This window comes from Bradyrhizobium sp. 215_C5_N1_1 (genome assembly GCF_052075935.1).
GTDB lineage: Bacteria > Pseudomonadota > Alphaproteobacteria > Rhizobiales > Xanthobacteraceae > Bradyrhizobium > Bradyrhizobium barranii.
This window is the reverse complement of the sequence record NZ_CP197228.1, coordinates 6779496-6801924: the sequence shown is the minus strand read 5'-3', so window position 1 is coordinate 6801924 and position 22429 is coordinate 6779496. Positions and strand designations below refer to the sequence as shown.

The following is a 22429-nucleotide window of genomic DNA, read 5'->3' as shown; positions in this document are numbered from 1 at the left end:
GGTGCGGCTTGGGCCGTGCAAGACCTCCAGCGCGCATGTTAGACTGCGTGCATGAGATTGCTTGCCGGATGGAGGGACCAATGACCGACGAACACCCGATGATGGCCGGCTCCGCCACCGTCTTCGTCGTGTCCGACATCACAGCCAGCCTCGCCTATTACCGCGATGTGCTCGGCTTCGAGGTCACCTTCGAATACGGTCAGCCTCCGTCCTACGCCTGCCTCTGCCGCGACGAGGTCGGCCTGCATCTGCTTGCGGCGGGGGTAACGAAGCGGTTGCCCGGGCACGGCGGCATCTGCATCTTCGTCAGGGACGTCGATCAGGTCTATGCCGAACTATCGGGACGCGGTGCCAGGCTGCTCAACCGGCCGGAGGACCGCGACTATCGTATGCGCGATTTCGACGTCGTCGACGCCGACGGCAATCAGCTCACGTTCGGTATGGGAACGGACGACGCGGCCTGACATCGCCGGCCGCGCGCGTCCGCCGTTGCATCAGATCCGGGCCTCCAGGATCAGGTTGAAGGGTGTTTCGGCGGCGCGGCGGAAGCGCGACAGGCCGCCTTCGCTGGCGACCTTGCGCAGCCTTGCCTCGCCGGCTTGAGCGCCGAGCGCGAGGCCGACCTCCTGATCGAGCGAGGCCGGCGTGCAGATCATGGTCGATGCCGCATAGTAGACCCGCCCGACAGGATTGAGATTGTCTTCGAGGCGGTCGCCTGCGAACGGCTCGACCAGCATGCAGGTGCCGTCCTTGGCCATGGTCTCGCGCACGTGGCTGATGGCGCCGACGGGATCGCCCATGTCGTGCAGGCAATCGAAGAAGCAGACGAGATCGTAGCCCTCGGCCGGATAGGTCTTCGCCGAGTGAACCGCGAAGCTGACACGATCGCCCAGCTTCGCCTCAGTGGCCGCCTTTCGTGCGGCCGCGATCGAGCCCTCGTGATAGTCGAAGCCGTAGAAGCGGGAGTTCGGGAAGGCCTCCGCCATCAGCCGGGTCGAGACGCCGTGCCCGCAGCCGACATCGGCGACCTTGGCGCCGCGCTTCAGCTTGTCTACGACGCCTTCGAGCGCGGGCAGCCACTCCTGCACCAGATGATGCATGTAGCCGGTGCGGAAGAACCGGGCGGTGCCGCAGAACAGGCACTCGCTGCGACGATTCCAGCCGACGCCCTTGCCGGACTTGAATGCGTCCGTAATTTTCGGCTCGTCGAGGAACGCCGCGGCAATGACATTGCCGACCGCGCCGAGGAAGACCGGGCTGTCCTCATCGGCGAGCGCCAACGCCTGCTCCGGCAGCATCGAGAACTTGCCGGAAGTGGAGTCGTATTCGACGTAACCAGAAGCCGCCTGGCTCGCCAGCCACTCGCGGACGTAGCGTTCGTTCGTTCCGGTGGCGCTTGCGAGTTCGGCAGAGTTCATGGGTCCCTTGGCGGCGAGGGCGCGGTAGAGGCCGAGCTTGTCGCCCAGCAGGACCAGCGATGCGTTCATCGCCGCACCGACCTCGGTGATCATCTTGCCCATAAAGGCATTCAACCTGTCGGAATCGACCTCCATGACAGCCTCCATGTTGTGTCTGGCATTTTCAAAGGTCTGCGCAATTGCGTCTTGCCGGACTGCCCCGGCCGATCAGGATCGAGGCGACGGCTCGCGTTCGCGCGTCCTCTATGTGGGTCAATCCGTCGCGCAGGAGGTTCAACACGTCGGGATAACGTAATTTTGGAACTCGATGGCGCGACCACCGGCATCGCGTCACTGGTATTCGCGTGGTCCCCGGCGTATAATTTCCGCACTTTTTTGACGGTCACCTGAATGTTCAGCCTTGCACGTTCCTGCGGTCTCGCAACTCTCTTCGTGGTGCTCTGCCTCGGCGGAGCGCCGGCTCATGCGCAAGTCGCGCCGCTGCAATATTGGATCCCGGGCGGGCCTTTCGGCTTTGGCGGCAGCGCCGGCCAGAGCTCCGATGGCTACGGCAATTTTCCGAGCTTCAAGGGTGGCGATGCCAACGCGGGCTATGATTTTCGTCCCGGTTTCTTCGTCGGAAGCGAACGCGGCAACCTAGGCCTGGGCGGACTCAGCCAGCCTGCGCCGGCCGGCAATTTCAGCGCGCTCTCCTACGATGGCACGCAGTTCGGTTACAACTACAAGACCGCGGGCGGCATGCCCGTCACGTTCTTTGCCGGGTTCGACACGCTGAAATACAATGGCGGCATCGGCAGCTCGCTCGCCCCGCTCACCTCCGGCGCCTCGCCCGGCTACGGCGCTTTCGCGGGTGTCGAGTTCAAGCCGACCCCCAACCTCAGCCTGTCGTTCGGCGCCGGTTTCACCCAGCAGCAATCGGGACGCATGGACAGCGACATCAATTCGTCAATGCTGCCCGGCGAGTCACCGGCGTTGGGCGGCTTGCGGCGTTGAGCGCTCACACGTCCGTTTCGCCGCCCGCTTGACCGCGGCCGCGTTGGCCTACGACAAGCCGGCCACCAGCGGGCGTTGCAGGTGCTTCGCCATCAGCTCTGCCGCCTCGGCGTAACGCCGCGTTTCCAGAACCTCGAGCAGGCGCAAATGCTCGCGCACGTGCCGCCGCATACCGTCGCGGTCGGCGAAGCTGCGATAGGCGAACAGGCGTCTGATTGAATTCACGCGCCGGAGCGATTCAAGAAAGAAGGGATTGCCGGCGCCGCGAATGATCTCCTCATGGAATTCGCAACCGGAAAGAAAGACCTCGCCGATCGTCATCTTCTCGAGCTCGCCTTCGAACACGCGCAGCTGGCGCTCGCGCAAGCGTGCAATCACCTCCTGCGGCAGCGCAAAGCCGGGCTGGGCGATTGCCGCAGGTTCGATCACCGCGCGAAACGCCATGGCCTTGGCGTGAGCTTCGGGGTTCGAGACCGTCTCCGCGAAGCGCCAGCCATAGCCCGGCAGGCGTGCAATCCAGCCCTCGGCAGCGATCCGGTCAAGCAGCCGCTGCAACTCGGCCCGGCTGAGGCCATAGCGGCGCATCAGCTCCGCCTCGGTGACGTCAGCCGGCAGTCGGCTTGCGAGCACGTCGCCTGCGATGGACGTATAAACCTGTTCGCTGCGCCTGACCGCCGCGAGGGCTGGCTGGGCTGCGCCGCTGGTCGGATGCTTGGCCAGCACGAACCCGCGATGTGGCTCGCCGCGCGCGAGCCCTGCCGCTTCCAGAGCCTTGAGGCCGAGCCGGATCGGCGCGCGTGAAAGATCGAGCGCATCGGCAAGCCGCTGTTCGATCAAGCGATCGCCAGCCTTCATGCCTTCGCGTCGGGCGAGCGCCATGATCAGCCCGGCGAGGTGCTCAGCGCGCTCGGAACCGCCTTTGCTTGAAGCGGGCGGTCGGGAATTGTCGGAGGCGGTCATTGCAGTGCACGCGGATTTTGAGCTTGACAGATTGTCCCACGGATTGTTCTTTTACGCAATAATATACAATCGAACCCAGGGAGAGCCTGATGGCTCATGCGCCGGATGTCCTGATTTGCGAGGTCGGCCCCCGCGATGGACTGCAAAACCTGGACGTGTTCGTTCCCACCGAAGCCAAATGCGCGCTGATTGATACGATCGCCGCCGCCGGCATGCGCGAGATCGACGCGGGATCCTTCGTGCCGCCGAAGGTCGTGCCGCAATTCGCCGATGTCGATGCGGTGATGGCGCACGCGCTCGCGCACAGGACCGCGACCATCGGTGCACTTGTGCCGAACGTGAAGGGCGCCGAGCGCGCCATCGCCGCCGGTGTCGACGCCGTCTACTTCGTCATCTCCGCCAGCGAGACGCACAACCGCGCCAATGTGCGCCGCTCGATCGAAGAGCAGCTCGACGGGTTTCGCGCGGTCCGCGCCGCGATCGACGCCTCTCCGGCGGGCCGGCGGCCGCACCTGATGGGCGCGATCGCCACCTCCTTCGGCTGCTCGCTGGAGGGCGAGGTGAGCGAAGCGGCGGTGTGCCGGGTCGCGCGCGCCTTTGCCGAGGCCGGTGCCGACGAGATCGGGCTCGCCGACACCGTCGGCTACGCCACCCCGAAACTGGTCAGGCAGATCGTCGAAGCCGTCAGGCGTGAAGTCGGATTGCAGATGACGCTGCGGCTGCATCTGCACGACACGCTCGGTGCTGGCCTCGCCAATGCCGTCGCCGGCCTCGACGCCGGGATCCGGCGTTTCGACGCCGCGGTATCAGGACTTGGCGGCTGTCCGTTCGCGCCTGGTGCCCGTGGCAACATCGTCACCGAGGATCTCGTGTTCATGCTGGAACGCATGGGACTTTCGACCGGCATCGACCTCGATCGCCTGATGCAGACGCGCGAGATTCTGGCCCGCCATATCCCGGCAAAACATCTGACCGGGCACCTGCACGAGGCCGGAATTCCCAAGGTGCTGCGGAGGGCGGCATGACGGCGGCGGCGCCCGAGGCGGCAACGGAGCTCCGTCCGCTCGCCGGCCTTCGGGTCATCGAGTTCAGCCAGATGGTGATGGGGCCGAGCTGCGGCTTGATCCTCGCCGATCTCGGCGCCGACGTGATCAAGGTCGAGCCGCCCAAGGGCGACCGCACCCGCTACTTCAAGGGACCGGCTGCCGGCTTCTTCGCCACCTACAGCCGCAACAAGCGCAGCATCGCGCTGGATACGTCGACCGCGGAAGGCCAGACCATCGCGCGGCGGCTGATCGAGAGCAGCGACGTCCTGATCGAGAATTTCCGACCCGGCCTGCTGAAGCGGATCGGTCTCGACTACGAGTCGGTTGCCGCTTTTGCGCCACGCCTGATCTACTGCTCGCTCAAAGGCTATTTGCCCGGCCCCTACGAGAATCGCCTCGCGCTCGACGAGGTCGTGCAGATGATGGGCGGCCTTGCCTACATGACGGGCCTGCCGGACCGGCCGATGCGCGCCGGCGCCTCGGTCAACGACATCATGGGTGGCATGTTCGGCGTGATCGCGATCCAGGCTGCGCTGGCCGAGCGGCAGCGCACCGGCCGCGGTCGCTACATCCAGAGCGCGCTCTACGAGAACAACGTGTTCCTGATGGCGCAGGCCATGATGTGCGAGGTGGTCAGCGGCCAGCCCTCGATCCCCTATTCGATCAAGGACAGCCCCTGGCCGGTCTACGATCTCTTCGACACCAGGGACGGCTCGAAGCTGTTCGTCACCATCGTCGGTGAAGAGCAGTGGGAGGCGTTCTGCCGCGCCTTCGATCGCGAATCCTGGCTTGCCGATCCGCGCTTTGCGACGAGCAACGACCGCGTCGACCATCGCGGCTGGCTGATTCCGGAGATCGCGAAGATCTTCAAGCAATGGGACAAGGCCGATCTCGCGGCGCGCCTCGAGCAGCTCGATCTGCCCTACGCGCCGGTGAACAAGCCCGGCGATCTCTTCGACGACCCGCATCTGAACCAGTCGGGCGGGCTGACCAACATTCACCTGCCTGACGGCGGCGAGGCAAAAACGCCGCTGTTGCCGATCTCCATGGACGGCCGCCGGCTGCCCAACCGCTACGATCCGCCGCAGATCGGCGAGCAGACGCGCGAGATCCTGGGTGAGATCGGCGTTTCGTCGAGCGAAATCGAAACGCTGCGAAAGGCAGGAACCATTCGGATCGCGCCTGGGCCGTCCTGACGAACGGATCGATCAAACAAGAATCAACGGAGGAGCACATGAACATCACCAGGCGCCAGGCGCTGATCGCGGGCTCCACATTGGCCGGCGCGTCGATGCTGCCCGGGCAGCTCCGCGCCGAGACCAAGCAGGTATCGCTCGCCTTCGGGCCGGTGTCGCCGGTCTACGCCATCGGCATGATTGCCGAGCTGAAGGGTTACTTCAGGGACGAAGGTCTCGACTCCAAGCTCGTCACCGGTAACGCCGGCACGTTCGGCCGTCAGACGCTGGCGGCGGGACAAGCCGTGTTCGCGCATGGCGATGCCAGCCACCCGCTCCAGCTCAGTGCGCGCGGCAAGCCCTGCAAGATCCTGCTCGCGACGGAGATGGTGTGCTCCTACGCCAACATCGTGGTCCGGCAGGACCTTTACGACGGCGGTATCAATTCGGTCGAGAAGCTCGCGGAGCACAAACGGCCTGACGGCGCCAAGCCGATCGTCGCGGCCACCGCGATCGGGTCGGGCACCTGGGTGTTCGGCACCTATGTGTTCGAAACGCGCGGGCTCGGCGACAGGGTGAACTGGGTCGCCGGCGGCGGGCCCAACACGATGTTTCCGTCGCTGCAGACCAAGCAGTTCGACGCAATCATGGCGCCGCCAAGCTGGATCGTCGAGGTCGAGAAGAAGGGCTTTGGCAGGACGATCTACGACACCTCCAAGCCCGGCGTATTCGAGAAGGATTTCGGCGGAACGCTGCCCGTGCTGGTGATCTACACGCTCCAGGACACGATCGAGCAGGACAAGGCGACGGTGCAGGCCTATGTGAATGCGATCCACCGCGCGATGGCTTTCGTGAAGGCGACGCCGCTCGCGGACGTGCAGGCACTGGTCACGCCGAAATATTTCTCGGGCATCGACCCCGATGCGGTCAGCGCCGAGCTCGGCTTCGACAAATCGACCTGGGCCTATGACGGCGTCATCGACAAGTCCTCGTTCGAACGCGGAGCCAAGCCCTGGTACCGCAAGGGAACGGATATTCCCGAGACGAAATACGAGGATGTCGTCGACATGAGCTTCCTCCAGGCGGCCAGAGCGAAATACAAATGATCGCCGCGCCAAGCCCGGGATTCGCGCTCGCGCGAGACGAGGTTGAGAGAGCGGAGACGCGAACCCGCATCGCGGTGCGAGGTCTCGCCAAGCGCTTCAACGCGTCGGGCCGCGAGTTCGTGGCGGTCGATGACGTTTCCTTCGAGGTCAAGCAGGGCGAGTTCGTCGCGCTGCTCGGTCCGTCCGGCTGCGGCAAGAGCACCATTCTCAACATGGTCGCGGGGCTATTGCCGCGCTCAGGCGGACGCATCCTGATCGATGAGGACATGGTTGAGACCGGTAAGGTCAACCCCAGGGTCGGCTATGTCTTCCAGCGCGACACACTGTTTCCCTGGCGAACCGTGGAGCAGAACATCGGCTATGGGCTGGAGATCGCGGGGCTGCGAAGGACCGAGCGCGCCGGGCGCGTCGCTTCGGCCGTCGAGAAGGCCGGGCTCTCCAGCTTTGCACAAAGCTTCCCCAGCACGCTGTCCGGCGGCATGCGCCAGCGCGTCGCCTTGATGCGCACGCTGATCATGGAGCCCGAGATCCTGCTGATGGACGAGCCGTTCGGCGCGCTCGACACCCACACCAAGCTCGAGATGCACAAGACGCTGCTGGAGATATGGGAACGCGAGCGGCAGACCGTGCTGTTCGTGACCCACGATCTCGGCGAGGCCTTGACCTTGGCGAGCCGCATCATCCTGCTCTCGGCGCGGCCCGGGAGGCTCAAGGAAGATTTCGACGTCGCGATCCCGCGGCCGCGCGATCCCGTGGACGTCCGCGAGACCGCCGAATTCGGCCGCCTCTACTCTCACATCTGGCATTCCCTCGGCGAAGAATTCCGCCGCACCAGGGCCGAATGATCATGTCCAACAGCCGTAGCGCCGTCCTGTTCTGGCAAGTGGCCATTCTCGTGGTGGTTCTCGTCGTCTGGCAGTGGGGCTTCGAATGGAGCAAGGCGCTGTTGCCGAAGGCCTATGTGCCGAAAATCCTCGATCCGTATTTCGTCGCCAAGCCGTCGTTGATCTGGCAGAGCTTCCTGCGGCTCGGCTGCTTTGCCGATCCCGCCGGCTTCGCCGCCTGCATCAACGGCAACGACAACAATCTGTGGCTCGCCACGCTCGTCACGCTGAAGAACACCTGGTGGGGTTTTCTTTTCGGGTCCGCGAGCGGAATCGCGGCCGGCCTGGTCCTCGGCCGTTCGGACTTCCTGGCCCGCGTGTTCGGGCCCTATGTCGTGGCGCTCAACTCGATACCGCGCATCGCGCTGGTACCGCTCGTCATCCTGATCTTCGGCCTCGGCGATCTCTCCAAGATCGCCACTGCCTGGCTCGTCGTGTTCTTCGTGGTGTTCTTCAACACCTTCGAGGGAACGCGTGCGGTCGACCGCGACCAGATCGCCGCTGCCCGTCTGCTCGGCGCCAGCGAATTCATCGTGCTGCGCACGGTCGTGATCCCTTCCGCACTGGCCTGGGTGTTCGCGTCGCTGTTGCCGGCGGTGTCTTTTGCGCTGATCGGCGTCATCGTTGGTGAGTTCATCGGCGCCGAGCGCGGGCTCGGCAAGCTCATCATCGAAGCCGAGGCGCGCGCCAATGCCAGCGAGATGATGGTCGCCATCTTCGTCATGATGTTCGTCGGAATCCTGTTGGCGATCGCGGTGCGCTCGCTGCAGTCCTACTTGCTGCGATGGCAGCCGCAATTCGAACCGTCGGCATAGCAGTCTGGAAGGGTTCGGACGGTGAGCGGCAGGTAGCGCGTCAGCGCGTGAACCGCGCCACCAATTCCACATGCGGCGTGTGGCGGAACTGATCGACCGGGACAACGGTCTCGATCCTGTAGCCGCCGTCGATGAGGAGCCGGGCGTCGCGAGTGAAGGTTGCGGCGTTGCACGACACCGCGATCACGACGGGTACCTTGCTCGCAGCGAGTTTCAGCGCCTGCGCCTGCGCGCCCTGGCGCGGCGGGTCGAACACCACGGCGTCGAAGTCGCGCAGCTCCGGCGGCACCAGCGGGCGGCGGAACAGGTCGCGCGGTTCGGCCTTGATCGGTTTCAGCCCTGGTGTGCGCGCAGCCTTCACGAGCGCGGCGACGGCGCCGGCGTCGTTGTCATAGGCGGTGACGCGCGCCTTCTCGGCGAGCCTCAAGGCAAACGGGCCGACGCCGCAGAAGAGGTCGAGAACCTCCTTGGCCTTGCCGACACGCTCGGCGACGAGCGACGCCAGCGTCTCCTCGCCCGCGACCGTTGCCTGCAGGAACGAGCCCGGCGGCAGCGTCACCTCGGCGCGGCCCATCCGTACCGTCGGCGGCAAGCGTTGCAGCACCAGTTCGCCGTGCCGCGTCAGCCGCGCCAGCCGATGCAGCTCCGCAACGCGCGAGAGCGCCGTGACCAGCGCCGTCGGCAGCGGGCCGGAGCCGCGCACGTCGACATCGAGGCCGTTGGCGGTCGCGGTGACCTGGATGTCCAGCGGCTTCGTCGCCGCCATTCTGGACATCAGGGATTCGGCAAGCGCCCAGGCGGCATCGAGCGCACCCTCGAGCCCGGGATCGAGGATCGGGCAGCGATGGATCGGGATGACGTCGTGCGAGCTCGCCGCCGAGAAGCCGACCTTGAGGACGTCATGCGTGCCGAACCGGCCGTGCAGCGTGACGCGCCGGCGCCCCGCGCCATGGGCATCGACCAGCGGCGCCACCTCGCAATCGATGCCGGCCTGCGCCAGCGTCTCGACCACGATGCCGCGCTTCCACGCGTGATAGGGCTCAGCCGCCCAGTGCTGGATGGCGCAGCCGCCGCAGACGCCGAAATGCGGACAGAACGGCTCGATGCGATCGGGGCTGGCGACATCGACCGCGAGCAGCTTGCGGCGGTCGGGATGGCTGCCGGCGACGTGGTCGACCTCGACGGTCTCGCCGCCAAGCGTGTAGGGCACATAGACGGCATCGCCCGCTGCGAGCGAGACGCCGTCGCCGCGATGGCCGACGTGATCGATCCTCACGCGCTCAACCACGGCGCGCGCCCAGGAAGAATTCGATATTGCCGTCACCGCCGGTGATCTGGGAGGGGAACACCTCGATGTCGGTGCAACCGAGCGAAGCGGCAAAGACCGCGATGTCGTCGCAGATCTCCTGATGCACGGCGGCGTCGCGGATGATGCCCTTCTTGTTGTGCTTCCTGTCAGCCTCGAATTGCGGCTTGATCAGTGCCAGTAGGCTCATCGGCGCGGCTGCCAGTGACAGCGCCACGGGCAGCACCGTCTTGAGCGAGATGAAGCTGACGTCGATGACGACGACGTCGGGCCGCGCCGGCAGCCGTTTGCCGTCATAGCTGCGGATGTCGGTCTCCTCCATCGACACGATTTTGGGATGGTCGCGCAGCGAGGGATGCAGCTGGCTGGTGCCGACATCGATGGCGAACACCAGGCTGGCGCCGTTCGCCAGCAGCACCTCGGTGAAACCGCCGGTGGAGGCGCCGACATCGAGGCAGACATGGTCCTCGATCTCGATGGGGTAGCGCTCCAGCGCGCCGGCCAGCTTGACGCCGCCGCGCGACACATAAGGATGCGCAGGCTCGGCCACGATCACCGCGTCCTCGGCGATCGTCTCCGAGGGTTTGGCGACCTGCTTGTCGTCGGCGGTGACGAGCCCGGCCTCGATCGCCGCGCGCGCCCGCGCCCGGCTCTCGAACAGGCCGCGCTCGACCAGCAGAACATCCGCACGCTTGCGGGCAGGGGACATCGGATCTCCGGAGGCGACTGAAGCGTCGAAGCGTCTATGTAGCGATCAATCGCGCGGCCGCCATCCGGACGCAAGCCTCGAACGCGGCCAGATCGTGCCAGACGTCGATCGGCATCTGCGCCGGCGTCACCAGCGGGCAGCCGTGCAGCTCCAGCGCATGGATCATCATGAGGTTGTCGACGAGGCCAAAATCCTCGACCGTCAGCCCCTGTGCATCGACCAGCCGTCCGTCCTCGGAGGTCACGTCCATGAAGCGGCCGACGCGGTCGGCATAGACGGCGCCGTCGTTGGAATAGGCCAGGCAAAACTTGCGGCGGCCGGCCATGTAGCCGAGCTCATAGACGGTGCCGGGGTCGGCGCCGGCACCGCGGAACGGGGTGAGGTTGGCGATGATGGCATCGGCTTCGTCCATCATCGCCTCGTTGCCGCAAAAGATCTGCCGCGAGGCGTCGGGCGAGGTGAGATCGATGGCGTTGTCGAGGGGATAGAGGCCGGTGAGCCCGTGCGCCGCGCAGATCGCAGCCTTTTGCCGGCCGATCTCAACCGCATCCGGCAGGAACACGTCGGGCCCTGCCAGATAGATTTTCATGAAGGTCGCGCTGGTTCGCGAAGGTCGAAGCTCGCCGTCAGGCGAGCTTGACCGTCTCGGTCTTGACGTCCTTGCCCAGCGCCTCGAACACCTTGGCGACGATGCCCTTGGCGTCGAGACCGGCACGGCCGTACATCGCGGCCGGCGTGTCGTGGTCCTGGAACACGTCGGGCAGCACCATCGAGCGGAACTTGACCATGCCGCCGTCGAGCGCGCCCTGATCGGTCAGGTACTGCGCGACATGCGAGCCGAAGCCGCCGACCGAGCCTTCCTCGATCGTGATCAGGATCTCGTGGTCGCGGGCGAGCTTGAGAACCAGCTCGGTGTCGAGCGGCTTCATGAAGCGCGCATCGGCGATCGAGGTGGAGAGGCCGTGGGCGGCGAGTTCGTCGGCCGCCTTCTCGCATTCGGCGAGGCGCGTACCGAAGGAGAGCAAGGCGATCTTGCTGCCTTGGCGAATCATGCGGCCCTTGCCGACCTCGAGCGGAACGCCGACTTCGGGCATCTCGATGCCGCGGCCTTCGCCGCGCGGATAGCGCAGCGAGCTCGGACGGTCGTCGATCGCGACCTGGGTCGCCACCATGTGCACGAGCTCGGCTTCGTCGGCTGCGGCCATGATCACCATGTTCGGCAGGCAGCCGAGATAGGCGTTGTCGAACGAGCCAGCATGCGTCGCGCCGTCGGCGCCGACGAGGCCGGCGCGGTCGATGGCGAAGCGGACGGGCAGGTTCTGGATCGCGACGTCATGCACGATCTGGTCGTAGCCGCGCTGCAGGAAGGTCGAGTAGATCGCGCAGAACGGCTTGTAGCCCTCGCTCGCAAGACCGGCGGCGAACGTCACCGCGTGCTGCTCGGCGATGCCGACGTCGAAGGTGCGGTCGGGGAAGGCCTTGTTGAAGATGTCGACGCCGGTGCCCGACGGCATCGCCGCGGTGATGGCGACGATCTTGTCGTCCTTCTGCGCTTCCTTGACGAGGCTCTGGCCGAACACGTTCTGGTAGGCCGGCGCATTCGGCTTGGCCTTGGCCTGGGTGCCGGTCGCGACGTCGAACTTGACGACCGCGTGATACTTGTCGGCGGAAGCTTCCGCCGGGCCGTAGCCCTTGCCCTTCTGGGTCACGACGTGGACCAAGATCGGGCCGGTCTCCATGTCGCGCACGTTCTTCAGCACGGGCAGCAGATGGTCGAGGTTATGACCGTCGATCGGGCCGACGTAATAGAAGCCGAGCTCCTCGAACAGCGTGCCGCCGTCCATCATGAAGCCGCGCGAATATTCCTCGACGCGGTTGGCGCGGTTGGCGATGATCTTGGGCAGGCGCTTGTTGATCTGCTTGGCCGCATCGCGCAGCGTGCGATAGGTCTTGCCGGAGTAGAGGCGCGACAGATAGGCGCTCATGGCGCCGACCGGCGGCGCGATCGACATGTCGTTGTCGTTGAGGATCACGATCAGGCGCGAGTTCATGGCGCCGGCGTTGTTCATGGCTTCATAGGCCATGCCGGCTGACATCGCGCCGTCACCGATGACGGCGATAACGTTGTTCTTGCCGCCGGAAAGGTCGCGCGCGACCGCCATGCCGAGGCCGGCGGAAATCGAGGTCGAGGAATGCGCCGCGCCGAACGGATCGTAATCGCTCTCGCTGCGCTTGGTGAAGCCGGACAGGCCGCCGCCGGTGCGCAGCGTGCGGATGCGGTCGCGCCGGCCGGTGAGGATCTTGTGCGGATAGGCCTGATGGCCGACGTCCCAGATCAGCCGGTCGCGCGGCGTGTCGAAGACATAATGGATCGCGGTGGTGAGCTCGACCACGCCGAGGCCGGCGCCGAAGTGACCGCCGGTCACCGAGACGGCATCGATGGTCTCTTGCCGCAGCTCGTCGGCGACCTGGCGAACCTGCTCGATCTTGAGCTTGCGCAGGTCATCCGGCGTATGGATGGTGTCGAGAAGCGGCGTTTTACTGTATGCGTTCACGGCGATTTCCAATTTGTCAGCGCCGGAAGATCGTTCCGGTGCGCGATGGGTTTGCACAATATCGGCGCAGCGCGAGTCCTTAAACCGTCGGAGCCACCTGCATGGGGCAGGGCCCCGTCTTCAAGCTTAGGTGAGCCTAGGTGCGCTCCGGTTCAGTCCCTGTGATCCCTGTCACTTAGATCGGCTTCGTCCGTCCCAGCCAATTTCATTAGCAGTTTGAAGCGCTTGTCGTCGGTAATTTGTGCCCACGCAAGGCTTGCAAAAAGCCACACTCCGCGCAGCTTTACACCAAAGCTTGGGCCAAAGCCAACCCGCAGGGTCGTTTAGGGGTATGCACCTGCAACCCGCGGGCCAGCTTGGTTAATCTTGGCGCCGGCGGATGGGTTCCAGTCTTGCCCGGTTCCTCGCCTGCATTTTGGGCGAGAGGAAGGCCGTTTTGGCCAGATTCGCGAGCCCGAGAGGCCCTGGCCGGGGGAACTCTTCGATGTCAGTGCCTGGCCGCCGAGGGCTGTAAGCCCAAACAGCGGCGTGCGATCATGAAAAACTGCAGATGGCCGATGCTTGAGGCGGGCGGCTTGAAACGGGGACCTTACTGCACGTCGAGCGGTGCGGTGCCGGTGGCCTGGCCGCTGGCATCGGTGGTGATCTTGTCGACGCGTGCCTCGGCTTGGCGCAGCAATTCCTCGCAGCGGCGCTTCAGCGCCTCGCCGCGCTCGTAGATCGTCACGGATTCCTCGAGCGGCACCTTGCCGTCCTCGAGCCGCTTCACGATGGTTTCGAGCTCCTCGATGGCGCGTTCGAAGGTGAGCCTGGAGACGTCGACTTGGGTATTTTCGGCCATATCCGTTTCCGATTGCCCGCTTCACGTGAGAAAAAGCGCAGTTTTGCGGGCGTAATGTGGCGGGTGCGTCAAGCGCCCATCAGGGCGCCGACATGCGCCGTAACAGATTCTTTCAATCCTTGCAGGTCATAGCCGCCCTCGAGCACCGAAACAATGCGGCCCCCTGCGGACTTGTCGGCAAGGTCCATCAGCTTGCGCGTGACCCACGTGTAGTCCTCCGCGCGCAAATTCAGCGAGGCCAGCGGATCGCGGTAATGCGCATCGAAGCCCGCGGAGATGACGAGAAGCTCGGGGCTGAATTTTTCGAGGCGCGGCAGGATCAGTTGCTCGAACGCGGCGCGGAATTCTGGTCCGCCGTCTTCGGAAGCGAGCGGCGCATTGACGATGGTGTCGTGGTCGCCGCGCTCGCCCTTCGCGCCGGTACCCGGAAACAGCGGCATCTGATGCGTCGAGCAGTACATCACGGTCTGATCGGACCAGAAGATGTCCTGCGTGCCGTTGCCGTGATGCACGTCGAAATCGACGATGGCGGCGCGCTGGATGCCGTATTTGCGCTGCGCATGACGCGCCGCGATCGCGGCATTGTCGAAGAAGCAGAAGCCCATCGGCTTGCCGATCTCGGCGTGATGTCCGGGCGGGCGCACCGCGACGAAGGCGTTGCGATGCTCGCCATTCATCACCGCTTCGGTCGCAGCCACCGCGCCGCCGACGCCGCGCATCACCGCTTCCCACGTGCCTGGTGACATCGAGGTGTCGCCGTCGATATAGACCTGACCGCTGGTCGGCGCGATGTGGCGCAGCTCGGTGACGTAGTGCTCGTTGTGGCAGAGCGTCACGAGATCGAGATCGCCTTCCGGTGCCAGGTCGCGCGCCAGGAACTGGAAGCGCTCCTGCGACAGCGCTTCCTCCACCGCCCGCAGGCGGTCGGGCCTTTCAGGATGTCCCGGGGGCGTGACGTGGTCGAGGCAGGCCTTGTGGGAGAGGAGAAGCGTGCTCATCAGGTCGGCCTCACAGGGAACGGGCTCTTGACGTCGCTTGGCGCATCCCGAGCCAAAACGCAAATGCAAAAAGCAATCTAAGCGCTTGGGCGGGAATGGCAAAGGGTGGTTCCGGACAAGTCCGTTTGATCCGGATCAATTCACGCGCAGGATGCGGGTGGGCGGCAGCGGACCGATCGGTCCGTGTGCCCTGAAGAAGGCGAACAGCGCGTCCGCGTCGTAGCCGCCATATTGCTGTGCTGTGCCTTGTTTGGCGGCCGTAAAACCGTCGCCGCCGACGGCGAGGTAATCGTTGACGGTGACGCGGTAGCCGCTTCCAGGCTCGATCGGCTTGCCGTTGAGCGTCATCTTCTCAAGGCTGATTCGCTCGCCGAACGGTTTCGTCGCATCCCAAGTGTAGCTGAACCCGTTCGAGACCTGGAGAATCCGCGGGCGCTTCGGATCGAGCCATTGCTGCTCCAGCATGTCCTTGAGCTGGCTGCCCGTGAGCGTCATCGTAACGAGGCGATTGCGGAACGGCTGGCTCGCGAACAGTTCGCCGAACGACACAGCGCCGTTCTCCTTCGGAACAATGTCGGTGCGGATGCCGCCGGGATTGGTGAGCGCGATGACAGCGCTGCCATCCTTGGCGTCCTTCGTCGCGGCGAGCTGCGCGTCCGCGATGACGTCGCCGAGCGCGCTCTCGCCGGCCTCGTTCGGCACGCGCGACAGCGTCTGCGTCACCGATCCGGCCGGGCGATTCGCAATCGGTGCCGACAGCTTGTCATAGGCTTCGATCAACGCGGTCTGTTCGGGATCCTTCGCCAGCGAGGCATTGGCGACGATGACGTTCTCGGCTTTGGCGCTGACGATGTCGCGGGTTACAGGATCGAGCTTGAGGTCTATCGCGGTGACCAGCGTGCCGTATTTGTCGCCGCTGGTGACGAGCCGCCCGTCGATGTCGCAGACATAGGCGCGGTGGGTGTGGCCGCTGACGACGACGTCGACGGCGCGGTCGAATTTCTTGACGATGTCGACGATCGGCCCCGTAATGGCGGGGCATTCATTGTAGTCGCCTGAGGGCTCACCGCCCTGGTGGATCAGCACCACGATTGCCTCGACGCCGCGCGCCTTCAGCTGCGGCACCAGCGCGTTCACCGTCTCGGCCTCGTCGCGGAATTCGAGCCCGGCAATGCCTGAGGGCGAGACGATGCCCGCGGTCTCCTTCAAGGTCAGTCCGATGAAGGCGACGGGGATGCCCTCGAACTCCCTGATCTCGTAGGGCGGCAGTACGCTCTTGCCGGTCGCGGTCTCGATGGTGGAAGCCGCGAGATAATGGAACTTGGCGCCCGTGAAGGGATGCGGCCCCTGGCAGCCGTCGACCGGATGACAGCCGCCGTTCTGCATCCGCAAGAGCTCGGTCTTGCCCTCGTCGAACTCGTGATTGCCGACCGAGGTGATCGCAAGCCCCATCATCGAGAGCGCCTCGACCGAGGGCTCGTCGTGAAACATTGCCGACAGGAACGGGCTCGCGCCGATCAGGTCGCCGGCGGCAACGAAGATCGTGTTTGTATGCCCCTCGCGCAGCTGCTTGACCAGCGTCGCCATGTACTCCGCGCCGCCGGCCACGACCATGACCTTCTTGCTTTTGTCTTCGGGATCATTGATCCGGATGCCGCCCGGCGGCGGACGCAGATTGCCGTGGAAATCGTTGATGGCGAGAATGCGCAGCTCGACCGGCGCCGCGGTTTGGGCCGAGGCGGGGAGGGCGATGGCGAGGGCGGCAAGGAGGAATAGGAAGGCGTATCGCATGGAACAAGTTTAGTCGTTCCCCGCGAAGATTTCACGAACGTTCTCGCTGTCATTCCGGGGCGCGCGTAGCGCGAGCCCGAAATCCATTCATCCACCAACTCTGCCGCACGATGGATTCCGGGCTCGCGACTTCGTCGCGCCCCGGAATGACGACCATTGGCTGGGCGCCGGCCGCCCCCTACCTCTTCTTCCGGTTTGCAAACGCCTTGAACGCGGCAATCGCCTCGTCCGACTTCAACCGCTCGCCGAACAGATGGGCCTCCTGGTCGATGCGGCGGGTGAGCTCCTCGGGCGCGGCGCGCAGCAGCTTGCGCGAGGCCGCGACCGCCTCGGCCGGCAGCCGGCAGATATCGCGCGCCACCTTGCGCGCCTCGACCTCGGTATGTCCCGGCGAGACCACGGTGTTGACGAAGCCTGCCGCGTGCGCCTCCGCGGCGGTGAAAGTCCGCCCCATCACCAGCATCGCGAAGGCGCGCTGGTAGCCCATCGTGTTCGGCATCAGGAGGCTGGCCGCGCCGACCGGAACGAGCCCGAGATGGATATAGGGCGCGGAGAAGGTCGCGGCGTTCGAGGCGAGCACATAGTCGCAATGAAACAGCATCACGGTGCCCATGCCGATCGAGGCGCCATCGACGGCCGCGATGATCGGCTTGACGTTGAGGGCGAGCGAATAGAGAAATTTTGCGCCGTCCGACAGCGTCTCGGAATTCGGTTCGGCCTGCATGAAGTCGTCGATGTCGTCGCCGGCGGTGAATACGCCGGAGCCGCCGGTGATGATCATGCAGCGGATGTCGGGATTGTTCTGCGCGGTGTCGATCGCGCGGCTCATCTCGCGATACATGTCCTGCGTGATCGCGTTCTTCTTGCTCGGGCGGCGCAGGGTGATGACGCGTGTTCCGCGCTCTTCGGTGACGACGATGTTGCCATTCGGCATGAGAGCCCCCTGCGGTCGCCGCGACGCTTGCCTTGGCGAGTCTCGCAAGCCTCAGCCTACATCATCTTGCAGGCGTGCCAATCCGCCCGCTCGACCTTTTCGAGAACGTCCCCGTGAGTTCGCCGCATGGCGCGCTGTCGTTTTTCTGATCGGGAACCGCACCGCACCGGATCATGCCGGTTGTATTGCTTCGCACATGCAGTTGCGCATTGCAACAAATGGCTACAATGTTTCATTTGAAAAACCGGGGGTTGTAGGGCACGATTGCCCAATGCCGGTTCCTTTGGCCGATTGTTCGTTTGATGATTGCCGCAACGGGCGTTGACGAATCCTCGCTGCGTTATCGCGGCTGGCGCGTCGTGCTGGCCTGTTTCCTGATGGCCTTCTTCATGTTCGGCTTCGGCCTCTATGGCCAGGGCGTCTATCTCGCCGAGCTCCAGCGCGCCCATGGCTGGCCGGGCACGCTGGTCTCCGCGGCGAGCACCTTCTCGTTTCTCCTCACCTCCGTGCTCGTCATCTTCACCGACGATCTGCTCGCCCGCATCGGGCTGCGCGCGCTGATCCTGAGCGGCCTGTCGGCGCTCGGCGCTTCGACCGTGCTGCTGGCGCTGATGCAGACGCCCTGGCAGCTTTATCTCGCCTATGCGCTGATGTCGGTCGGCTGGACCGGCATGGGCACCGTGGTGATCGCCACCGTGCTGAACGCCTGGTTCGAACGGCGCCGCGGGCTCGCGCTCAGCCTCGCCTTCAACGGCGCGACCTGCGGCGGCATCGTCCTCGTTCCGCTGTTGTTGTCGCTGACCGGCAGCATCGGCTTCCAGTCCGCCATGCTTGCCGCCACGATGGCGATGGTGGTGCTGGTGCTGCCGGTGGTCGTCATCTTCATCGGCTGGCCGACGCAGATATCGCCGGCATCGGGCGGCCGCTCGTCCGCTGGCATGGCCGCGCCGGCCCATTCCCGCAAGACGCTGCTCGCCAACGCGGCGTTCTGGACCATGGTGCTGCCGATCGCGATCGCGCTGCTGGCACAGATGGGATTCATCATCCACCAGGTGACGTTCCTCGAGCCGCTGATCGGGCGTTATGCCGCAGGCCTTGCGGTCACCATCATGGCGGCGATGGCGGTGGTCGGCCGCCTGTCGCTCGGCCTGTTCGTCGACCGGCTCGATCCGCGGCTCGCCTGTGCGGCGTCGATGACGAGCCAGGCGGTGGCGCTGTTCGTGCTTCTCCAAAGCACGAACCCGACCGTGCTGCTCGTCTGCTGCGCCGTCTACGGCTTCTCGATCGGCAACATGATCACGTTCCCACCCTTGATCATCCAGCGCGAGATCGGTGCTGCCGCCTTTGCCGCCGCAATGGGATTGGGCACGTCGATCAGCGGCGTCGTCAGCGCCTTCGGCCCCGGCATCATCGGCCTCGTGCGGAGTTTCACCGGCAACTACACGAGCGCGTTTGCGATCTGTGTGATGCTCGATCTCGTGGCGGCTGGAATCGTGCTGTGGCGGCCGGGCCGACGCGCGAAGCTTGCGGCGTCGTAGCCACCCTTACCCCAACAACACCGCATCCGCCGCCGCGACCGACTCCGCGCTCTCCGTCACCGTGCGCTCCAGCGCGCCGGCCTGCACCGTGATGTTCTCGGCGAAGAAGCGCGCGAGCGAGACGTAGCGCGCGGCGTCGGTGTTGCCGTCGGACTTGGCGGCGAGCGCCTCGGAGGCCAGCATGCAACCGCCGAGCGTCGAGCCGAACTGCTGGAGGTACGGCGTCGCGCCGGCGAGCGCCTCGTTCGGCGCGGAGGTCACGCGCTCCAGCAGCCACTTGCTGGTGCGCGTCAGCGCCTCCAGCGCCTCGCGCAGCTTGATACCTGTGGTGCCGAAAGCGGGATCGTTGGAGGCTTCGACCTGCTTCACGGTTGCCGAGAGCTCGTCGAGCAGCGCCCACACCGCAGCGCCGCCATTGGCCGCGAGCTTGCGGGTGACGAGATCGATCGCCTGGATGCCGTTGGTGCCCTCGTAGATCGCGGTGATGCGCGCATCGCGGTAGTGCTGCGCGGCGCCGGTCTCCTCAATGAAGCCCATGCCGCCGTGCACCTGCACGCCGAGATAGGCGACCTCGTTGCCGATATCGGTGGAATAGCCCTTGGCCATCGGCGTCAGCAGCGCCGCGCGTGCGGCGGCGTCCGCGCGGACCTTCGGATCCCTGGCGCGCGTGGAGACGTCGATCGCGACCGCGGTCGCATAGCAGATGGTGCGTGCGGCCGCGGTCTGCGCCCGCATCCGCATCAGCATGCGCTTGACGTCGGGATGCACGAAGATCGCGTCCGAACCGTCACCCGTCTTGCCGATGGCGCGGCCCTGCTTGCGCTCCTGCGCATAGGCCAGCGCCTGCTGGTAGGCGCGATCGGCGACGCCGACGCCCTCCAGCCCGACGCCGAGGCGGGCCTGGTTCATCATCGTGAACATGCAGCGCATGCCCTGGTTCTCTTCGCCGACGAGGAAGCCGATCGCGCCGCCATGATCGCCCATGGTCATGGTACAGGTCGGGGAAGCATGCATGCCGAGCTTGTGCTCGACGCCCGACGCATAGATGTCATTGCGCGCGCCGAGCGAGCCGTCGGCATTGACCATGAACTTCGGCACAAGGAACAGCGAGATCCCCTTGGTGCCGGCGGGCGCATCGGGCAGGCGCGCCAGCACGAAATGCACGATATTGTCGGTCATGTCGTGCTCGCCATAGGTGATGAATATCTTCGTCCCCTTAATGCGATAGGTGCCGTCGGCCTGCCGCTCGGCGCGGGTACGCAGCGCGCCGACGTCGGAGCCGGCCTGCGACTCGGTCAGCTGCATCGTGCCGGTCCATTCGCCGGAGACGAGCTTTTCCAGATAGATCTTTTTCAGCTCGTCGCTGCCATGCGCATCCAGCGCCTCCATTGCTGACGCCGTGAGCAGCGGGCAGAGGCCGAAGGCGACGTTGGAGGCGCTCCAGATCTCGGTACAGGCGGCGTTGATCGCGATCGGCAGGCCCTGGCCGCCGAAATCCTCGGGGCCGGAGACCGCGTTCCAGCCGCCCTCGGTCCAGCGCTTGTAGGCGTCCGGCCAGCCCGGCGCAGTCGTGACCTTGCCATCGCTGAGCTTGATGCCGTGCTCGTCGCCGACCTGGTTGAGCGGCGCCAGCACGTCGGTTGCGAACTTGCCGGCTTCCTCCAGCACGGCGCTCACGATGTCGCCGTCGAAATCGCCGTAATGGCCGGCCTCCACGGCAGCCTTGAGGCCGGCGCCATGGTTGAGCGACAGCAGCATGTCTGAGATCGGCGCGCGGTAGGTCATGGCTCACTCCCGTGGACAGGTATTGGCGCCGTATTCCCATGAAACGGGGGAGGTCTCAACTGCCCGAACGCCGGGACTGCGCCGGCCCGGAACGGCGCCGCCGCCGGGCTAATAATAAAGGGTGGCACGGCCAGCGCCGGCCCCGGTCCTGGACCTCAGGTATTTTGCCCTTCCAGGCGGTTGAAATGCCGCGCCGCTCCCTATAGACCGGCTGCGACCAGCGGGAATCTGCGGTAGCCGGTTCTTCCGCCCATTCCCTGGTCGCCTGTTGGGGCGTAGCCAAGCGGTAAGGCAGCGGATTTTGATTCCGCCATTCGGAGGTTCGATCCCTCCCGCCCCAGCCAATTGATATTGCTTACCAAATCGACGTCATCGTTGCCCCATTTGGAGAGCGGATGGCGCTGTCCGCTGGAGACGTTGCTGTTTTTGTTCGCCACCATTCACTCAGAACATCTTCCAGAAACTCGAGATCAGTTACCCGGACGGTGTTCGCGAATTCCGCACAACGATCGCGCGGGTCGCTGAAGATAAGCTGACCACCTGTAGGACTGAGCGCAGTACGAGTGACGGTCGTACCTTGTGAAAGGATCGTATCAACTGCCGCCGGGCTGAGCTCGTGAGTCATTTCAGCGGAGCCAACTAGCTGTTGGCTTGAGCCGATAGCGCGGGTGAGCCGAGAGGACTACCACTGAAAATTTATTGCAGCGACGATCAACAGCCCGAAGAAGATCACGAGGCTGGTCGCACTTAATTTTCGTGGGCAGTTGTAATCCGATTCCAGAGTAGCCATTTATGGTTTAGCGCAGCCGGATCGCTCTCAGAACCTATTCCCGTTGCGCAAACTTGATCGGACCCAACCATGATCGAGTTTCCGAATTTCAGTCGTTCATATGACCGAACGCGGCACGCCGTGCGTTTTTGGGGATACGATAGCGCGTTAGAGGCATCGTTCTTCATAGAGGAAGACGCGCTGAGGCGACTTGAACCGGGCGCTCACTCCAACAATGAATCGGATTTCCTGAGCGCATTCGATTCCAATCGTGATGTGATATGTGCCGCCGCTGCCAGGGTGTACGTCCGCGGCAGCAGGGGCTCTTACGATCTGGTCGCCGCCAATTTTTGAGACGAAGCCTCACGTCTTGATGGACGCGGAAGACTTCGTTTACGGCACGTGCTTCATTACGACTGCCAATCCAGAATAATCACAAAAGCCAGGGAGGATCGCATGAAATTCCGTCCGCTCCATGACCGCGTCGTGGTCAAGCGCATAGAGGCCGACGACAAGACAGCCGGTGGCATCATCATTCCGGACACCGCCAAGGAGAAGCCCTCCCAGGGCGAAGTCATCGCCGTCGGCCCCGGTGGCCGCGACGAAGCCGGCAAGCTGATCCCGATCGACCTGAAGGTCGGCGACCGCGTGCTGTTCGGCAAGTGGTCCGGCACTGAAGTCAAGATCGACGGCGTCGACCTGCTGATCGTGAAGGAAAGCGACATCATGGGCGTCCTCACTGATCTGCCGGCCGCCAAGAAGAAGGCCGCGTAAGCGCCAGCCGGTTTTCCTTACCCTGAGGATTC

The 22429-nt window shown here is 64.9% G+C and carries 21 protein-coding genes and 1 tRNA gene; 11 read left to right on the top strand and 11 right to left on the bottom strand.

Annotated elements, in window-relative coordinates; all coding sequences use genetic code 11:
- The first annotated feature begins 80 nt into the window (after positions 1-80).
- Complete coding sequence (locus tag AB7G19_RS32565) at positions 81-464, top strand: bleomycin resistance protein (protein ID WP_085401283.1); 384 nt, start codon at positions 81-83, stop codon at positions 462-464.
- Between the two features lie 30 nt (positions 465-494).
- Here the strand turns inward: AB7G19_RS32565 and AB7G19_RS32560 are convergent, their stop codons facing one another.
- Positions 495-1553, bottom strand: coding sequence for a class I SAM-dependent methyltransferase (locus tag AB7G19_RS32560; RefSeq protein ID WP_085401328.1), 1059 nt, complete (start codon positions 1551-1553; stop codon positions 495-497).
- A gap of 255 nt (positions 1554-1808) precedes the next feature.
- Here AB7G19_RS32560 and AB7G19_RS32555 point away from each other — a divergent pair, with 255 nt between their 5' ends.
- Positions 1809-2411, top strand: a complete 603-nt coding sequence (locus tag AB7G19_RS32555; protein ID WP_085401282.1) for a hypothetical protein — start codon at positions 1809-1811, stop codon at positions 2409-2411.
- 48 nt (positions 2412-2459) lie between these two features.
- On the opposite strand, the gene AB7G19_RS32550 is transcribed toward AB7G19_RS32555, so the two are convergent.
- A complete protein-coding gene (locus tag AB7G19_RS32550; protein WP_071917648.1) occupies positions 2460-3290 on the bottom strand; it encodes a GntR family transcriptional regulator in 831 nt (276 codons plus the stop codon).
- A gap of 170 nt (positions 3291-3460) precedes the next feature.
- On the opposite strand from AB7G19_RS32550, the gene AB7G19_RS32545 reads away from it, so the two are divergent.
- The 5 genes from AB7G19_RS32545 to AB7G19_RS32525 are packed head-to-tail and all read left to right on the top strand — an operon-like array spanning position 3461 to position 8397.
- Positions 3461-4396 carry a hydroxymethylglutaryl-CoA lyase gene (locus AB7G19_RS32545; RefSeq protein WP_244623380.1) on the top strand — a complete coding sequence of 312 codons (936 nt, stop codon included), beginning with the start codon at positions 3461-3463 and terminating at the stop codon, positions 4394-4396.
- A complete protein-coding gene (locus AB7G19_RS32540; protein ID WP_085401281.1) occupies positions 4393-5613 on the top strand; it encodes a CaiB/BaiF CoA transferase family protein in 1221 nt (406 codons plus the stop codon). Before AB7G19_RS32545 ends, AB7G19_RS32540 begins: the two co-directional genes overlap by 4 nt.
- 38 nt (positions 5614-5651) lie before the next feature.
- Positions 5652-6698 (top strand): ABC transporter substrate-binding protein, encoded by a 1047-nt coding sequence (locus AB7G19_RS32535; RefSeq protein WP_085401280.1) that lies wholly within the window; start codon positions 5652-5654, stop codon positions 6696-6698.
- Complete coding sequence (locus AB7G19_RS32530) at positions 6695-7543, top strand: ABC transporter ATP-binding protein (protein ID WP_085401279.1); 849 nt, start codon at positions 6695-6697, stop codon at positions 7541-7543. The genes AB7G19_RS32535 and AB7G19_RS32530 overlap by 4 nt, the downstream gene beginning before the upstream one ends.
- A gap of 2 nt (positions 7544-7545) precedes the next feature.
- Positions 7546-8397 carry an ABC transporter permease gene (locus AB7G19_RS32525; RefSeq protein ID WP_166353707.1) on the top strand — a complete coding sequence of 284 codons (852 nt, stop codon included), beginning with the start codon at positions 7546-7548 and terminating at the stop codon, positions 8395-8397.
- Between the two features lie 40 nt (positions 8398-8437).
- On the opposite strand, the gene AB7G19_RS32520 is transcribed toward AB7G19_RS32525, so the two are convergent.
- The 8 genes from AB7G19_RS32520 to AB7G19_RS32485 form a co-directional block, all read right to left on the bottom strand.
- A complete protein-coding gene (locus AB7G19_RS32520) occupies positions 8438-9685 on the bottom strand; it encodes a class I SAM-dependent RNA methyltransferase (RefSeq protein WP_085401277.1) in 1248 nt (415 codons plus the stop codon).
- Entirely contained in the window at positions 9678-10412 is a 735-nt protein-coding gene (locus tag AB7G19_RS32515; protein WP_085401276.1) for a TlyA family RNA methyltransferase, read from the bottom strand. The genes AB7G19_RS32520 and AB7G19_RS32515 overlap by 8 nt, the downstream gene beginning before the upstream one ends.
- Before the next feature lie 34 nt (positions 10413-10446).
- Complete coding sequence (locus AB7G19_RS32510) at positions 10447-11001, bottom strand: nucleoside 2-deoxyribosyltransferase (RefSeq protein ID WP_085401275.1); 555 nt, start codon at positions 10999-11001, stop codon at positions 10447-10449.
- Between the two features lie 37 nt (positions 11002-11038).
- The gene (dxs, locus tag AB7G19_RS32505) at positions 11039-12967 is read right to left on the bottom strand and encodes a 1-deoxy-D-xylulose-5-phosphate synthase (RefSeq protein WP_028148183.1); all 1929 of its coding nucleotides are present in this window, start codon (positions 12965-12967) and stop codon (positions 11039-11041) included.
- Between the two features lie 589 nt (positions 12968-13556).
- Entirely contained in the window at positions 13557-13808 is a 252-nt protein-coding gene (locus AB7G19_RS32500; RefSeq protein ID WP_008132970.1) for an exodeoxyribonuclease VII small subunit, read from the bottom strand.
- 68 nt (positions 13809-13876) lie between these two features.
- Positions 13877-14806 carry a histone deacetylase family protein gene (locus AB7G19_RS32495; RefSeq protein WP_085401274.1) on the bottom strand — a complete coding sequence of 310 codons (930 nt, stop codon included), beginning with the start codon at positions 14804-14806 and terminating at the stop codon, positions 13877-13879.
- A 135-nt stretch (positions 14807-14941) separates the two neighbouring features.
- Positions 14942-16597: a bifunctional metallophosphatase/5'-nucleotidase gene (locus tag AB7G19_RS32490; protein WP_085401273.1), complete on the bottom strand. Its 1656-nt coding sequence runs from the start codon at positions 16595-16597 to the stop codon at positions 14942-14944.
- Positions 16598-16775: 178 nt separating this feature from the next.
- Positions 16776-17531 carry an enoyl-CoA hydratase-related protein gene (locus AB7G19_RS32485; RefSeq protein ID WP_028148179.1) on the bottom strand — a complete coding sequence of 252 codons (756 nt, stop codon included), beginning with the start codon at positions 17529-17531 and terminating at the stop codon, positions 16776-16778.
- 302 nt (positions 17532-17833) lie between these two features.
- Between AB7G19_RS32485 and AB7G19_RS32480 the strand changes: the two genes are divergently transcribed.
- On the top strand, positions 17834-19069 hold the full coding sequence (locus AB7G19_RS32480) for an MFS transporter (RefSeq protein WP_085401272.1): 1236 nt from the start codon (positions 17834-17836) through the stop codon (positions 19067-19069).
- A gap of 6 nt (positions 19070-19075) precedes the next feature.
- Here AB7G19_RS32480 and AB7G19_RS32475 read toward each other — a convergent pair whose 3' ends face one another.
- On the bottom strand, positions 19076-20854 hold the full coding sequence (locus tag AB7G19_RS32475) for an acyl-CoA dehydrogenase (protein ID WP_085401271.1): 1779 nt from the start codon (positions 20852-20854) through the stop codon (positions 19076-19078).
- A 269-nt stretch (positions 20855-21123) separates the two neighbouring features.
- On the opposite strand from AB7G19_RS32475, the gene AB7G19_RS32470 reads away from it, so the two are divergent.
- The 3 genes from AB7G19_RS32470 to AB7G19_RS32460 all read left to right on the top strand — a co-directional run bounded on the left by AB7G19_RS32470 (position 21124) and on the right by AB7G19_RS32460 (position 22397).
- A tRNA-Gln gene (locus AB7G19_RS32470) sits at positions 21124-21198 on the top strand.
- A 515-nt stretch (positions 21199-21713) separates the two neighbouring features.
- Entirely contained in the window at positions 21714-21977 is a 264-nt protein-coding gene (locus AB7G19_RS32465) for a DUF1488 domain-containing protein (protein ID WP_063984906.1), read from the top strand.
- A gap of 102 nt (positions 21978-22079) precedes the next feature.
- Positions 22080-22397 carry a co-chaperone GroES gene (locus tag AB7G19_RS32460; RefSeq protein WP_063984905.1) on the top strand — a complete coding sequence of 106 codons (318 nt, stop codon included), beginning with the start codon at positions 22080-22082 and terminating at the stop codon, positions 22395-22397.
- Positions 22398-22429: the final 32 nt, after the last annotated feature.

Bases quoted from the DNA above. Each gene is read 5' to 3' on its own strand.
- AB7G19_RS32565 (WP_085401283.1), top strand. From the start codon at position 81: ATGACCGACGAACACCCGATGATGGCCGGCTCCGCCACCGTCTTCGTC.
- AB7G19_RS32555 (WP_085401282.1), top strand. From the start codon at position 1,809: ATGTTCAGCCTTGCACGTTCCTGCGGTCTCGCAACTCTCTTCGTGGTG.
- AB7G19_RS32495 (WP_085401274.1), bottom strand. From the start codon at position 14,806: ATGAGCACGCTTCTCCTCTCCCACAAGGCCTGCCTCGACCACGTCACG.
- AB7G19_RS32460 (WP_063984905.1), top strand. From the start codon at position 22,080: ATGAAATTCCGTCCGCTCCATGACCGCGTCGTGGTCAAGCGCATAGAG.
- AB7G19_RS32540 (WP_085401281.1), top strand. From the start codon at position 4,393: ATGACGGCGGCGGCGCCCGAGGCGGCAACGGAGCTCCGTCCGCTCGCC.
- AB7G19_RS32545 (WP_244623380.1), top strand. From the start codon at position 3,461: ATGGCTCATGCGCCGGATGTCCTGATTTGCGAGGTCGGCCCCCGCGAT.
- AB7G19_RS32485 (WP_028148179.1), bottom strand. From the start codon at position 17,531: ATGCCGAATGGCAACATCGTCGTCACCGAAGAGCGCGGAACACGCGTC.
- AB7G19_RS32560 (WP_085401328.1), bottom strand. From the start codon at position 1,553: ATGGAGGTCGATTCCGACAGGTTGAATGCCTTTATGGGCAAGATGATC.
- AB7G19_RS32515 (WP_085401276.1), bottom strand. From the start codon at position 10,412: ATGTCCCCTGCCCGCAAGCGTGCGGATGTTCTGCTGGTCGAGCGCGGC.
- AB7G19_RS32530 (WP_085401279.1), top strand. From the start codon at position 6,695: ATGATCGCCGCGCCAAGCCCGGGATTCGCGCTCGCGCGAGACGAGGTT.
- AB7G19_RS32500 (WP_008132970.1), bottom strand. From the start codon at position 13,808: ATGGCCGAAAATACCCAAGTCGACGTCTCCAGGCTCACCTTCGAACGC.
- AB7G19_RS32510 (WP_085401275.1), bottom strand. From the start codon at position 11,001: ATGAAAATCTATCTGGCAGGGCCCGACGTGTTCCTGCCGGATGCGGTT.
- AB7G19_RS32490 (WP_085401273.1), bottom strand. From the start codon at position 16,597: ATGCGATACGCCTTCCTATTCCTCCTTGCCGCCCTCGCCATCGCCCTC.
- AB7G19_RS32480 (WP_085401272.1), top strand. From the start codon at position 17,834: ATGATTGCCGCAACGGGCGTTGACGAATCCTCGCTGCGTTATCGCGGC.
- AB7G19_RS32465 (WP_063984906.1), top strand. From the start codon at position 21,714: ATGATCGAGTTTCCGAATTTCAGTCGTTCATATGACCGAACGCGGCAC.
- AB7G19_RS32475 (WP_085401271.1), bottom strand. From the start codon at position 20,854: ATGACCTACCGCGCGCCGATCTCAGACATGCTGCTGTCGCTCAACCAT.
- AB7G19_RS32535 (WP_085401280.1), top strand. From the start codon at position 5,652: ATGAACATCACCAGGCGCCAGGCGCTGATCGCGGGCTCCACATTGGCC.
- AB7G19_RS32550 (WP_071917648.1), bottom strand. From the start codon at position 3,290: ATGGCGCTCGCCCGACGCGAAGGCATGAAGGCTGGCGATCGCTTGATC.
- AB7G19_RS32525 (WP_166353707.1), top strand. From the start codon at position 7,546: ATGTCCAACAGCCGTAGCGCCGTCCTGTTCTGGCAAGTGGCCATTCTC.